Genomic DNA, 14424 nt, shown 5'->3' with positions numbered 1-14424 from the left:
TAATAACGACAAAAATAGTCATAACCAAATGAATAGATTTAGTAAAACTTTAACGATCGCAATCTGCCATCACGATATCAATGGAAGCCAAATACATAATAGCATCGGACACCAGCGAGCCATTTATTACCGACGGCATCTGCTGAATATGGGCAAAAGTAGGCGTACGGATACGCGTACGATAGCTCATCGTGGCTTTATCAGAGGTTATATAGTAGCTATTTAGCCCCTTGGTCGCCTCAACAATAGTGGCACATTCCCCAGCTGGCATCACAGGCCCCCACGATACGGATATAAAGTGGTTAATCAAAGTCTCAATGTCGTTCAAAGTCCGATCTTTAGGCGGTGGCACGGCTAATGGATGATCTGCTTTATAAGGTCCTTGCGGCATATTATCCATACATTGACGAATAATACGTAGTGACTGGCGCATCTCTTCGACTTTGATCATACAGCGATCATAAGCATCACCGTTATAACCTACTGGCACCTCAAAATCATAGTTTTCATAACCCATATAAGGACGGGCTTTACGCAAATCAAAATCCACACCTGTCGCGCGCAGACCTGCGCCAGTGACTCCCCAAGCTAAGGCTTGCTTGGCATTATATTGCGCCACACCTTGAGTACGACCTTTCAATACACTGTTTTTAAGCGCAGCCTTGACATATTCATCCAAGCGCTTAGGCATCCAGTCCAAGAACTCACGGACAAGGCGCTGCCATCCACGCGGTAGATCAGCGGCTGTGCCACCGATACGGAACCAAGCAGGATGCATACGGTAGCCTGTCACCGCTTCGATCACATCGTAAGCTTTTTGACGATCGGTAAACATATAAAACACAGGGGTCATACCACCCGCATCTTGAATAAAGGTACCGACGAATAGCAAGTTATTGGTAATGCGGAAAAACTCGCTCATCATCACGCGAATAGTTTCAGCGCGCGCTGGAATAGTAATGCCAGCCAGCTTTTCAACCGACATGATATAAGGCAGCTCATTCATGACGCCGCCGAGATAATCAATCCGATCGGTATAAGGAATGTAGGAGTGCCAAGTCTGACGCTCAGCCATTTTCTCAGCGCCGCGATGGTGATAACCAATATCTGGAATACAGTCAATGACCTCTTCGCCATCGAGCTGTAGCACCAAACGAAATGCACCATGAGCAGAAGGATGATTGGGACCGATGTTCAAAAACATAAAGTCTTCATCACGACCTGAGCGTTTCATGCCCCACTCTTCAGGGACAAAGCGCAGGTTTTCCTGCTCGTATTGCTGCTTGGCAGCATTCAAAAAATAAGGTGTAAATTCAGTAGCACGTGCATGGTACTCTTTACGTAGTGGATGACCTTCCCAATATTTGGGTAATAAAATACGCGTCAGATGCGGATGGCCACTGAATACAATACCGAACATATCCCAAACTTCGCGCTCATACCAGTTGGCATTTGGCCAGATATTCGTAGCACTCGGAACGTTTAAATCATCTTCACTAAGAGCGACTTTGATACGCACATCACTATTGCGCTCAAGTGACATCAAATGATAGAACACGGTAAAGTCGCTATCAGGAAGGCCTTGACGATGCTGACGCAGACGCTCATCCATTGCCGATAAGTCAAATAGCATCACGTAAGGCTTGGGCAGCTTACGCAAAAATAGCAGTACATCTAGTAAATCCGCGCGAGCCACCCAAACCGTAGGGATCTCATCAATGGTCTGCTGTACTACAAACTTACCCGCATATTTATGCCCCAGCTCTTGAATAACGGCTGGTACAGGCTTAATCTTAGGATCTTTGTTTTCGACTACCGTGACCATGAATGCTGTCTTCCTTCATTACTCTATAAATTTGCTGCGAATAGTTGCATAAATAGCTGGCTAAAAATAGCGCCCACAAAACCCTAACGCTATACCGCTGATTTATATACTATCTGGGCTACGTAGGTTTTTGACCGCAATACGATCCGCCTGTTTACGATCTCGCTCAGGAGTCATTTGCGGCTGATAAATACCTTGGTCATCCATATGAATACCTAATGGACGACGCTCTTTGGTAATCGACTCTTGTAATAGCATGAGCCCCTGAATCAAAGCTTCTGGACGCGGTGGGCAGCCTGGCACATAGACATCCACAGGAATAATTTTATCCACCCCTTGCACCACTGAGTAGATGTCATACATGCCACCAGAGTTGGCACAAGCACCCATTGAGATCACCCATTTTGGCTCTAGCATTTGTTCGTACAGCCGTTGAATGACAGGTGCCATCTTAATAAAACAAGTACCAGCTACTATCATGACATCAGCCTGACGAGGTGATGCGCGGATAACCTCAGCACCGAAGCGTGATAAATCATGGACAGCAGTTAAAGTAGTCGCATATTCGACGTAGCAGCAAGAGGTACCAAAGTTAAACGGCCATAAGGAATTTTTGCGACCCCAGTTGGCTGTCGAATGAATTAAATCCTCTAAGCGACCCATAAAGACGTTTTTATTGACCTCATCTTCGATAGGGTCATTGACCGTTTCACGAGTCTCAGCGGGATACGTCTGGGCATCTGGATTCGCTTTAGTGAGAGTATATTTCATAACCATTAACCTTTTAATAGAGCAAGGCTGTCAGTATAACAATGACAACTTTTTGTCTACATTCAAATCAAATGAAAGCTATCAGCTAGCTATTTAGTAATAAGCGATTACTGATTATCGCTCAACTTAGCTGGGCTGATTCGAGCTAGCAAAGTCTACTGAAGTAATATTACCCGTAGTGTTGATATGATCTATAGTTTGTAAGTGACGACGATTAGCCTCTATATTGTTTGAGACATTAATTTGCCCTGATGACTGCGCTGGAATCTTCCCTGCAGGGTCCCGCGTCAGCTCCTCTACGCCATCGAACTTAGTAATGCTGGCCAAATTGAAGCCTGCAGGCGCAGCATATAGACGCGGCTTTTTGCGTAGCTTATCAGCAGGTGACCAGTTTATTGCCCCTAATCTGAGCTCATATATCAAGCCCACAATTAATACACCAATAAATACTGAGGCTCCAGCGAATCCAAGCCAGCTTGTCTCACGCACAGAGACAGCATAAGCGTATAGATATAACGCTTCTAAGTCGAAAATGACAAAGAAAATCGCAACCAAATAGAATTTTGCAGACAAGCGAATACGGGCGTTGCCAGATCCGACAACGCCCGCTTCAAATACTTGTTCTTTTTGCATACCATGAGAGCGTCCACCAAGTAGACGCGGTACGACTAACATAAATATAACGAGACCGATGGCGGCCAAAATAAAAGCTACGGCTGACCAGTTAAAGGCAGTCATGATATTGCGTGCTCCTCACCCAATCGAGTGTTACACCTGCCCTAATCGGCATTTATAACTCAGACGAAAACATAGATAACATTTTACAAATCGGCATGTCATCTATGGTGGTAATAGCCAACTACCATGCTTATTGAGAATTGTGTCAGCGGCAACTAGCATTGATATTATCACGCCCACTCGCGGATAAAGGCTGGTCATCGGCTGGCAACCACTTTAAATAAACTTATTAAATCAATATGATAATCGCGAAATGCCGAACAATTTAATTGATTTAATAACTCATTACAAATAGTCAATATTGGCGTGATAACTGGTATAAATTGTTCATACACTATACGCATATTAGTGCTTAAAAGCCAGTTTTTCACTGCATCGAGCAGTCATTTTATATGCTACAAAACATGTATTTAATACTTTAAATCCTGCTATAGGTTACGCTTTATTTTAATTTTTACAAGCTCTAAAGATATCGATTAGTATAATAAAATGAGCTTTGGCTAGGGTTTGTTGAACATTTAAAAATTATAATGAATAATATTTAACTCGATTGGCTCTTATGTGCCAACCTGATTTTATCATTGGCAGTACAACAAAAAACAGGCCGAATAACGACCTGTTTTTTTTATAATACTTATTTATTACTACTGTTAATCTGATATCTACTGATTGATGACGTCAACACCTTTTGGTGGCGTAAATTTAAACTGACTACTACTTATGCTAGGATTCAATTTAATACCACTGAACTTGATAGAAGTTGTCTGACCTAAGGTGTCATTCAATACCATCATTACAGGCTTGCCGCCACTAAAGCTTATCGATAAGTTTTTGAAGCTGGCATTATCTGACTTTGGATAAAGCACATAGTAGTTTTTGTTATCATAAGGCTGAGTGATTTTGAAGTTTTTATCTATCTTGCTAGGATCACCTGATAAGAGTAGTGCTGGCGTATTGCCTACTTGACTATCTACCGCCTGTTTGGTCGCCTGCTCTAAATCTTTATCATAAATCCACATTGAGCTGCCATTAGCGACGATCAGCTGCTGTGAAGGTGATTTAGTCTCCCAGCGGAAATTGTTAGGGCGCTGGACGCTCATTGTACCTGTAAAGGAGCCACTACTAGCGCCTTTAGTTGTCTGGCTAAAGCTCGCTGTCATACTTTTAGTATTCGTTAATAGTTTATTTAAGCGCTTGGCAGCGGTTAAATTATCAGCGGGGGCAGCATTGGCAGTTTGAGTTAATGCCATCATAGGGGCAGCCACACCAAAACTGGTTAGCAGTACGCCTGCTAACGCGCCGCCCATTAGTTTTTGCTTTATCGTCGTAGTTTGTTTAGTTGATAAACTCATTATTCTTCCTCTCATAAAATCAGTAAAAGTAAAACATCAATCAAAATGATCAATCGGTATAACAAAGCTTGCTTATTGTTTTAAGTAAATATCCTACTTAAATGGATATCTTGCTGATTATGACCTTGTCACCAATTGATGATGCTAGTGTGCCAGCTTTTTTATTACGCGCCTAGTGGGCAATTGCAAGCAATACTACGCCTGCCATACACGCTTGTAACGGCTAGTGTTAGCTAAAACTGGCAATATCTATAAATAAAAAACGAATACAAAAAATCCCCATCACCACTCGGTAATAGGGATTTTTCTGCTGTTAAATTATCGATATAGCTTTGTAGCAAATCAATAACTTATTAGCTAAGCGATAATTAAGCGCTTTCAACCATCACATAACGACGGTTAAATTTACCTTTGGTCGCAAACTTTACCACACCGTCATTTAGTGCAAATAAAGTATGGTCACGACCCATACCAACGCCTTCGCCTGCGTGGAATTCTGTACCACGTTGACGAACGATGATGTTACCAGCAACGATGGTCTGACCACCAAAGATTTTTACGCCAAGCATTTTTGGGTTTGAGTCACGACCGTTACGGCTTGAACCGGCAGCTTTCTTATGTGCCATGGATAATTCTCCTTGTTAATGTAAGTTATCGCTAATACGATAACTCTTAAGCTTTTAGTGCACTATTAATCATCACTAACTGTGCATCAATCACTGCGCAATGATAGCTAATTAAGCATTAATCGCTTTGATTTTTAACAAGGTGTACCATTGGCGGTGACCTTGCTCTTTGTGATAATGCTTACGACGGTTGTGCTTGATGATGCGGATTTTTTCGCCACGACCATGTTCAACCACTTCCACTTCCACACTAGCGCCTTCAACGACTGGTTGACCGATTTTGACGGTATCACCATCAACAACCATCAATACGTCTTCAAATTTGATTGTTTCGCCAGTTTCAGCTTTAAGCAATTCAACTCTAAGCAACTCGTCAACGACTACACGGTGCTGTTTACCACCAGTTTTGATTACTGCGTACATTGTATAACTCCGTTTAACCCGTGTGCCGTGGCTGATATTATACCAACGCTTCGACAACGAACACGACAGGGAAAAATTAAAGGCGCAATTTTACGGTTTTTTGACCAGAAAAGCAAGTGGCTTATCACGCTTTTGTTAGCTAACACTACAGTCAATTCATCATTCATTTAATAACGAATGAATATAGTCATAAATCGTATGGAAAAAATACGATGATAGCGTTTAGCGATGGTTATTATAGCTTATCCAATCAATAACTTACAGTGCTATTTTATGAGAGGTTTTCTAGTACTCTTTGGTACAAACCTAAACAGCAAAACGTCTATTTATTTTACTTGATTCCTTAATGCTCAAGTTATCAATAACCCATTTTAGCCAACAACTAGAATGACAGATTATGCTATTATGGAAGCATTTGGTAATTCCGATTTGCTTTTTGTTTAATTTATACTATAACTTTTTACTTAATTAATATGACTACCTATTATGACTAGCACCTCTTTAACCGATTCAACATCTTCTGTTTCGCTATCTGCACCAAACACTGCACCGAGTTATGCCGATATTCAAAGCATCGTAGCAAGCGACTTTGAGATCATGGACAAACAAGTTTTTGGCAGTCTCAACTCCAAAGTTCAGCTGGTAATGAGTGTCTCTCAGCATGTGATCAATGCTGGCGGCAAACGCATGCGTCCACTAATTACTTTGCTATGTGCACGCATGCTCAATGATGCGCCCTCGCAGCAGGCGATGCATTTAGCTGCCATTACTGAGATGCTGCATACGGCCACTCTAGTGCATGATGATGTGATTGATGAGTCGGGTCAGCGCCGTGGCAAGCCGACCGCTAATGCAACTTGGGATAATGCGACTGCGGTGTTGGTCGGCGATTATCTCATTGCCCGCTCGTTCAATTTATTAGTAGATTTTGAGAGCTTGCCATTGCTCAAGCTATTCTCTGACGGCACTTGTGATATTGCTGAAGGTGAAGTATTACAACTACAGCACCAACACAACCCTAGCGCGCTTGAGGCCGATTATTTGCGCATCATCGATGGCAAAACCTCACGATTATTTATGATGGCCACCCAAGGCGCAGCTATTTTGCAAGATCAGACTCAGTACATGCCAGCATTAGCTGACTTTGGTCAGCATTTTGGTAACGCTTTTCAAATTATTGATGATGTGCTTGATTATAGTGGAGACAGCGAATTAATGGGTAAGAACTTAGGTGATGATTTGAGTGAGGGCAAACCGACTTTACCGACTATCAAAGCCCTTGAGCTATTAAAGAATAGTAATCAAGCAGGCTACGAACAGCTGCGCATAGCTGTACAAACAGGCAAAACCCCTAACGCTGAGCAATTGATTGCTTTAGTGCGGGATTCTGGCTCATTGGCTTATTGTACCCAGCGCGCGCTTGAAGAAACACGCTTGGCTCAGCAGGCATTGAATCAGTTGCCTGACAATCGTTATCGCCAAGGGCTGTATCAGTTAACTGAAATGGCTAGTGCGCGTTTAGTGTAAGCTTGCATTTTGCTTAAGTTGTTTATTGGATATCTACTATCTGTTAGAGACCTATAATCTGTTAGAGACTTATAAATAGATACTGTTATATAAACAGACGTTACTAATAGTCCAGCTGTCTATAACATGGTGTTCGCAGTAATCATTTGCTAAATAAATTATTTTAGTGGCAGCCTATGCTTTTATTAGTATTTACTAAGTACTTTGTGTCAGATATTTAAAAATGAATATTTATAACAAAACTTAACATTCTTTTACACGGTTCATTAGCTACTAAAATATCGCGTCAAAATTGTTATAAACCTACTATTTGCAACGCTCTGTTAAAACTACCTCTCTGTCCTCTTTCATTTACAGATAAAATTAAGATTTTGATAGCTTGACTGTAGGGTAGACCCAATAGTTTATAATAGCTGATTAAATTTATAGCTTAGATAGTTAAAGCTAAGTTTTATTATCACTTTTAGAAATTGTCACTTTTAGAACGAATACTTTCAGAACTAATTAGCAAAGTTAGTTCATAGAAGCTCATTAGCAAAATTAGTCTATTTAAACCTTTATTAAAACTGAATACTCCCGAGGACATTGATGAAGCACTCATATCTTGCGCTGGTAATAGCATCTGTATTATCGACAGCGGTTCTAGTCGGCTGTGACAAAAAAGAGGACGCTGACCCTGCTGCCGCGCAGCAACAAATGCCACCTGCTGTTGTCAACGTCCAAACGGTAACTTTAGGCGTCGTACCGCAAGTACAGACGTTCTCTGGTCGTACGACAGCTTTTCAAACTGCTGATGTCCGTCCACAGGTGAACGGCATTATTGACGAGATATTGTTCCGTGAAGGCAGCAATGTCAAAAAAGGTCAGCCTTTGTATCGTATCAATACCGACAATTATGCAACCTCTATAGCGAGCGGTGAAGCCGCCGTTCAACAGGCACAAGCTAACTTGCAAACAGCACTTGCCAATAACGCTAATGCCAAGGCTGAACTGATTAGTCGTCAAGCCTCACTAGCGCAAGCGATCAATGACTTTCAACGTCTGCGAGGGTTAGTTGAGATCGATGCTATCTCTAAGCAACAATATGACCAAGCACAGACAGCGGTCTACACAGCACAAGCGGCTGTTGAGAGTGCAAAAGCGGCTGTTGGTCAAACTCAAGCTGGTATAGAGAGCTCAAAAGCAGGTATTCAAAGCGCTAAGTCAGGTTTGGATGCCAGCACGTTAGAGTTAAACCGTACTATCGTACGTGCTCCTATCACAGGTCGTAGTGACCGCTCAACAGCGACCGCAGGCTCACTAGTTAGTGCCAGTCAAGCAAATCCTATGGTGACTATTTCGCGCTTAGATCCTATCTACGTTGATATTAGTCAATCCTCCTCTGAGCTACTAAAGTTGCGTCAGCAAATCTCAGAAGGCAAAGCGCAAGCAGGTATGAATAGTGTTGAGCTAGTATTAGAAGACGGTAGCGTCTATCCGATAACCGGCAAACTAGCATTATCAGAGGCCAAAGTAGATGAGTCAACAGGTGCCGTGACGCTACGTGCCGTATTCCCTAATAGCAATAATGTGCTATTGCCAGGTATGTATGTCTCCGCCCGTCTGACTCAGAGTGTTATCAATAACGCCGCTTTAGTACCACAAAGTGCGGTGATGCGCTCTACCAAAAGCGAAACCCAAGTATATATTGTCGATAAAGACAATAAAATCCAAGTGCGTCCCGTTACTATTAATGGCACTTACAATGGCAACTGGGTGGTCACTGATGGTCTAAAAAATGGCGATAAAGTAGTCATTATCGGTGGTTCCAAAGTCAAACCTGAACAAGAAGTCGTCGCTAAACCATTAGAAGACCCGAATTCTGCCCCATCTGCATCAAGTAATGCTCAAGCTGCTGTCAAAACACCACAGCAAGCTGCAAAATCGATGGATGAGTCAACGGGTGACAGCCCTAACAATACTAAAGCTGCCGCCACTAACTAATTCCATTTAAAGCTAGGAAGACCTAGGGATATACTATGTCACGTTTTTTTATCAATCGCCCTATTTTTGCATGGGTACTGGCTATTTTGGTCATGCTGATTGGGATAATATCGGTTGTCAGTCTACCGATTGAACAGTATCCACGTATCGCACCACCGACGATTTCGGTCAGTGCAAGCTATCCAGGCGCTAATGCGCAAACCGTTGAAAATTCGGTAATTCAGGTCATTGAGCAACGTATGAAAGGCCTCGATGGCCTGATGTATATGTCATCATCAAGCTCTTCAAACGGTAGTGCGTCAGTGACGCTTACTTTTGAAAATGGTACGGATTCGGATACCGCACAAGTACAAGTACAGAACAAGCTGCAAGCAGCGATGAGCTCCTTACCTGAGTCTGTTCAGCGTCAGGGTGTCAACGTCAATAAATCCTCTAGCAGCTTTATGATGGTACAGGCATTTATTTCTGAAGATGGCAGTATGGATCGCTCAGACATTGCCGATTACATCAACTCCAACGTCCTTGATTCGATCAGTCGTGTTGAAGGAGTAGGTGAAGTACAAGTATTTGGTTCTACCTATGCCATGCGAGTTTGGCTTGACCCTTCGCGCTTGCGCAGCTACAGCATGGTGCCATCTGATGTCGTCAATGCAATACGAGCACAGAACGCTCAGGTATCTGCCGGTCAGCTAGGCCAAGCCCCTGCTGATTTAGATCAACAGGTGATCAACGCGACTGTCACGGTTCAAAGCTATCTACAAACTCCTGAAGAATTTAAAAACATTCTACTCAAAACAGACACGGCTGGTGCGCAAGTGCGCTTAGGCGATGTTGCAGATGTCGAGATTGGTAGTGAAAACTACGGTATTTTGTCTTTATATAATGGACAAGAAGCGGCGGCTTTGGGTATATCACTCGCTGGCGGTGCTAATGCGCTTGAGACTCGTGAAGCCGTTGGCGCACGTATGGCGGAGCTTGAAAAGAACTTTCCAATTGGATTGAAGTCAGTTGTTCCCTATGACACTACTCCGTTTGTACGTCTGTCTATCGAACAAGTGGTTATGACGCTCATTGAAGCGATCGTATTAGTATTTATCGTCATGTTTATTTTCTTACAGAACTGGCGCGCGACTATTATCCCAACACTTGCCGTACCTGTTGTTCTGCTAGGTACGTTTGCCGTGCTGTACATTGCAGGTTTTAGTATCAACGTGTTGACTATGTTTGCCATGGTACTCTCCATCGGTCTACTGGTCGATGATGCGATCGTCGTCGTCGAAAACGTCGAGCGAATATTAGAAGAAGATCCACATATCTCTATCAAAGACGCGACTACCCAATCTATGGGTGAAATTAGTAAAATCGTTATTGGTATTGCGCTTATTTTGTCTGCGGTATTCGTACCGATGGCGTTCTTTGGTGGCTCAACGGGTGTTATTTATCGTCAATTTTCCATTACTCTGATTACTGCTATGGTGCTATCAGCCATGGTCGCACTAGTGTTCACCCCTGCTCTATGTGTGACATTGCTCAAACGTGGCAAAAGCCATGAAAAAGGCAGTACTGAAAAGCAAAAAGGTTTCTTTGGTTGGTTCAACCGTTCTTTCTTTAAAGTTAGTCGCTCTTACGAGAACTTCGTTGGTAAAAGCATTCGTTTCAAATGGCTATATATGATTGGCTATGCGGTCATTATCGGCATTATGGCAGTTGTATTCTTACGTATTCCTGGCTCGTTCTTACCAGAGGAAGATCAAGGTATTATGTTTACCTTGGTGCAACTACCTTCTGGTTCTACGTTAGACGAAACCCAAGACGTACTGGATAAAGTCAGAAACTATTACGATACTCAAGAGACCGATAACATCGCTTCTGTCTTTACCATTGCAGGCTTTAGTTTTGCAGGACAAGGGCAAAACATGGGTCTGGCGTTTGTTCGTCTGTCAGATTGGGAGGAACGCTCCGGTGATGAAAACACCGCCCAAGCCGTCGCTGGTCGAGCGATGGGTTATTTCTTTACTCAGTTAAATGAAGCACAAGTATTTGCCATTGTACCACCAGCTATTACCGAGCTTGGTAATGCCAGTGGTTTCGATTTGATGCTTCAAGACAGTGGCAACCTCGGACACGATGGGCTACTTGAAGCCCGTAATATGCTGCTGGGTATGGCTGGACAAAACGACCAAGTCGCAGGCGTGCGTCCTAATGGTCAAGAAGACTCGCCACAATTGAAAATCAATATCAATCAAGAACAAGCCGCGGCTTATGGCTTGTCGCTAAGTAGCATCAACAGTGTCATCTCTACTGCGTGGGGCTCAAGCTATGTCAATGATTTCATTGATCGTGGCCGTATCAAGCGTGTCTTCGTACAAGGTGACGCCAGTAGCCGTACCAATCCTGACGATATCGGAAAATGGTATGTAAGAAATGACATGAACAGTATGATTCCATTTGATGCATTTTCTAGTAGCGAATGGCAATCAGGCTCACCTCGTCTCACTCGCTACAACAGCTTACCGTCTATGAATATTCAAGGTAGCGCAGCGCCAGGATTAAGTACGGGTGAAGCTATGAGCTCGATGGAAGCGATGATAGAAAATCTGCCTGAAGGCATCAGTTATGAATGGACAGGCATGTCACTAGAGGAGCAAAAGTCAGGGGCACAAGCACCCATGCTTTATGCCCTTTCAATACTAGTGGTATTCTTGTGTTTAGCGGCCTTATATGAAAGCTGGTCTATACCTGTATCGGTTCTACTGGTAATTCCACTTGGGGTATTGGGTGCGGTGATATTTACATGGCTACGTGGTTTTGCCAATGATATTTACTTACAGGTCGGTCTACTGACGGTCGTAGGTCTATCCGCCAAAAACGCTATCTTAATTATTGAGTTTGCAAAAGAGCATCAAGAAGAAGGGTACAGTCTAAGAGAGGCGGTAATGACGGCGGCTCGTCAGCGCTTACGTCCCATTATTATGACCTCACTTGCCTTTGGGTTAGGTGTTGTGCCATTATTCTTGGCGACTGGTCCAGGTTCAGGCAGTCAAAATGCTATTGGTACCAGTGTGGTTGGTGGCGTAGTCACAGCGACGCTACTGGGTATCTTCTTCATCCCGATGTTTTACGTCTGGGTACGTAGTGCGTTCCCTTATATGAATAACGAAGCTCATGAAGTTGTCGGTCATGGTAGCTACGATAGCAATACTGATAATGATGACGATCCTGAACCACCGACGCCGCGAGCTGACGATACACCAGACCCAGCTTCTGATGAGAGTTATAAACCTGAAAGCTTTGGAGATAATACCAAATGAGTTCTAGAACTATTTTTACACTCAACGCAGCAGCTGCGCCAGTAGTCAATACTACTACTCACCGTTCAGCAGTAGGTGTGCGGTTTGCAGCATTATCTACGCGTACAAATGCTGCTCGGCTCTTAGGTCTAAGCGCATTAATATTGAGTATGACCGCTTGCAATACTATTCCAAAGAAAGATTTAACGCCTGTTCTTGCTGAGCCTAATCTACTGATTCAACAGGCTTATGGCGCGTTTGATCGAGAGACCGTCAGTAACGCTGAGCAGCCCAGCATTGCCGCTCAACGTTGGCAAAACTACTATAGCGATGAGCGCCTAAAAAGCCTTATTGCTTTAGGCCTACAGAACAATAAAGACTTTGAGAGTGCACGCTTAGCGATTGAAAAAGCGCGCGCCCAGTATCAGATCACGGATATTCGTGACCTACCGACGATTGAGGGCACCGCAGGCGTCACGCGGCGGCGTCAAGGAAGCATATTGGGTGGCAGCACCACTGGCAATAACTATAATGTTAATTTAGGTCTAGCTAATTATGAGCTTGATTTTTGGGGCAAGATCGCTAGTCTGAAAGATCAAGCGCTACAGAGCTTTTTGGCGACCACAGCGGCTAAAGATTCAACTCAAATCAGTTTGATTAGTAATATTGCCCAAAGCTATGCCAACTTGAGCTTTAGCTTAGCGCAGTTAAGGCTAGCCGAAGCAACCGTTGAGAGTCGTAAGAGATCCTTGTTTATTGCTGATGCTCGCTTCAAGGCCGGTATTGACCCTAAACTACCCTCACTGCAATCATCAGCAGCGCTTGAGAATGCTAATTTGGCCGTTCTACGCGCTCAAAGTAGCATTTTGCAGTCACGTAATGCTTTGCAATTCTTATTGGGTGCACCAATTCCAACCGAGCTCATTCCAGCACCCGCTATCAGCAATATAACGACTCAAGATGTCTTTAGTACTGGTCTCCCGAGCGAGCTGCTACGCTACCGCCCTGATGTGCTACAAGCAGAATACAATCTAAAAGCGGCTGGCGCTAATATCGAAGTCGCACGCGCTTCTTACTATCCCTCTATTAGTCTTGCAACTAGTGTCGGCGTTGGTAGTAGTAGCTTAGATGATCTATTCAAAAGCGGCTCAGTAGGCTGGTCGTTTGGCCCAAATATTAGTGTGCCTATTTTTGATGCTGGGCTTTTAGATGCCAATTATGATGTTGCAAAAATAGAACGCGAGCAGACTCTAGCCAGCTATGAGCGCTCTATTCAAACGGCTTTCCGTGAAGTTTCAGACGTCTTAGCGACGCGAGCGACCCTTGGTGAGCAGCTAGCCGCGCAGTATCGCCTGCAAGATAACTTTGATCAAACCTTTGAGATTGCTGATGCCCGCTTTAAAGCAGGTATTGCCAACTATTTGGATGTTCTTGATGCGCAGCGCTCCTTGTTCTCCACTCAACAAGGTATCTTAGATTTAGAACTACAAAAAATCATTAGCCAAATAGAGCTTTATCAAGCACTAGGTGGCGGTGCTAACCTTGATGTACCCGTCGCTATACCAGTACCGCAATACACTAATTTAGCGCGTATTGGTGGTTTGGCTAGTAACAATGCTGAAGCTCAAGCGGCTTATGCTATTGATGCGGCAAGCTCAGCGCGCGTAACCTCTGTAGCTGAGGCCATCGACATCAAACAGTCCAAAACACCTGCGGCAGCTACTTTTGATCCAAAAGCTATCGTCGATAACGATGGCGATGCAGATGCTGCGGTCGGTACTATTATTCAAGAGACCCCTGTTGAGAGCGTACCAGTCACTCAAATTGTTGAATAGATTTTTATTACTGTCCAAACAGCCCTGCCACTTTGGCGGGGTTTTTGCTTTTAC

The 14424-nt window shown here is 43.6% G+C and carries 10 protein-coding genes; 4 read left to right on the top strand and 6 right to left on the bottom strand.

Annotation, left to right across the window (positions count from 1 at the left end; translation table 11 throughout):
• Nucleotides 1–49 precede the first annotated feature (49 nt).
• From nuoC to rplU, 6 genes are all read right to left on the bottom strand, one after another.
• The gene (gene nuoC, locus Q9G97_RS03475) at nt 50–1825 is read right to left on the bottom strand and encodes an NADH-quinone oxidoreductase subunit C/D (RefSeq protein WP_201572353.1); all 1776 of its coding nucleotides are present in this window, start codon (nt 1823–1825) and stop codon (nt 50–52) included.
• 102 nt (nt 1826–1927) lie between these two features.
• On the bottom strand, nt 1928–2596 hold the full coding sequence (locus tag Q9G97_RS03470; protein WP_201572351.1) for an NADH-quinone oxidoreductase subunit B family protein: 669 nt from the start codon (nt 2594–2596) through the stop codon (nt 1928–1930).
• Nucleotides 2597–2722: 126 nt separating this feature from the next.
• On the bottom strand, nt 2723–3334 hold the full coding sequence (gene ndhC, locus Q9G97_RS03465; protein WP_305899716.1) for an NADH-quinone oxidoreductase subunit A: 612 nt from the start codon (nt 3332–3334) through the stop codon (nt 2723–2725).
• A 662-nt stretch (nt 3335–3996) separates the two neighbouring features.
• Nucleotides 3997–4686, bottom strand: coding sequence for an outer membrane lipoprotein chaperone LolA (gene lolA / locus Q9G97_RS03460; RefSeq protein WP_201572329.1), 690 nt, complete (start codon nt 4684–4686; stop codon nt 3997–3999).
• A gap of 368 nt (nt 4687–5054) precedes the next feature.
• Nucleotides 5055–5312, bottom strand: a complete 258-nt coding sequence (gene rpmA, locus Q9G97_RS03455; protein WP_193011160.1) for a 50S ribosomal protein L27 — start codon at nt 5310–5312, stop codon at nt 5055–5057.
• Nucleotides 5313–5423: 111 nt separating this feature from the next.
• Entirely contained in the window at nt 5424–5735 is a 312-nt protein-coding gene (gene rplU / locus Q9G97_RS03450; protein WP_201572327.1) for a 50S ribosomal protein L21, read from the bottom strand.
• Between the two features lie 486 nt (nt 5736–6221).
• Here rplU and Q9G97_RS03445 point away from each other — a divergent pair, with 486 nt between their 5' ends.
• From Q9G97_RS03445 to Q9G97_RS03430, 4 genes are all read left to right on the top strand, one after another.
• Entirely contained in the window at nt 6222–7262 is a 1041-nt protein-coding gene (locus tag Q9G97_RS03445) for a polyprenyl synthetase family protein (protein ID WP_201572318.1), read from the top strand.
• Between the two features lie 588 nt (nt 7263–7850).
• Nucleotides 7851–9245 (top strand): efflux RND transporter periplasmic adaptor subunit, encoded by a 1395-nt coding sequence (locus tag Q9G97_RS03440; RefSeq protein ID WP_305899715.1) that lies wholly within the window; start codon nt 7851–7853, stop codon nt 9243–9245.
• A 35-nt stretch (nt 9246–9280) separates the two neighbouring features.
• Nucleotides 9281–12556 carry an efflux RND transporter permease subunit gene (locus Q9G97_RS03435; RefSeq protein WP_305899714.1) on the top strand — a complete coding sequence of 1092 codons (3276 nt, stop codon included), beginning with the start codon at nt 9281–9283 and terminating at the stop codon, nt 12554–12556.
• Nucleotides 12553–14370, top strand: a complete 1818-nt coding sequence (locus Q9G97_RS03430; protein ID WP_305899713.1) for an efflux transporter outer membrane subunit — start codon at nt 12553–12555, stop codon at nt 14368–14370. The genes Q9G97_RS03435 and Q9G97_RS03430 overlap by 4 nt, the downstream gene beginning before the upstream one ends.
• The last annotated feature ends 54 nt before the right edge of the window (nt 14371–14424 follow it).

Source organism: Psychrobacter sp. M13 (genome assembly GCF_030718935.1).
Classification (GTDB): domain Bacteria; phylum Pseudomonadota; class Gammaproteobacteria; order Pseudomonadales; family Moraxellaceae; genus Psychrobacter; species Psychrobacter immobilis_G.
Note: the sequence above shows the minus strand (reverse complement) of the source record. Positions and strands in the feature narration are given on the sequence as shown.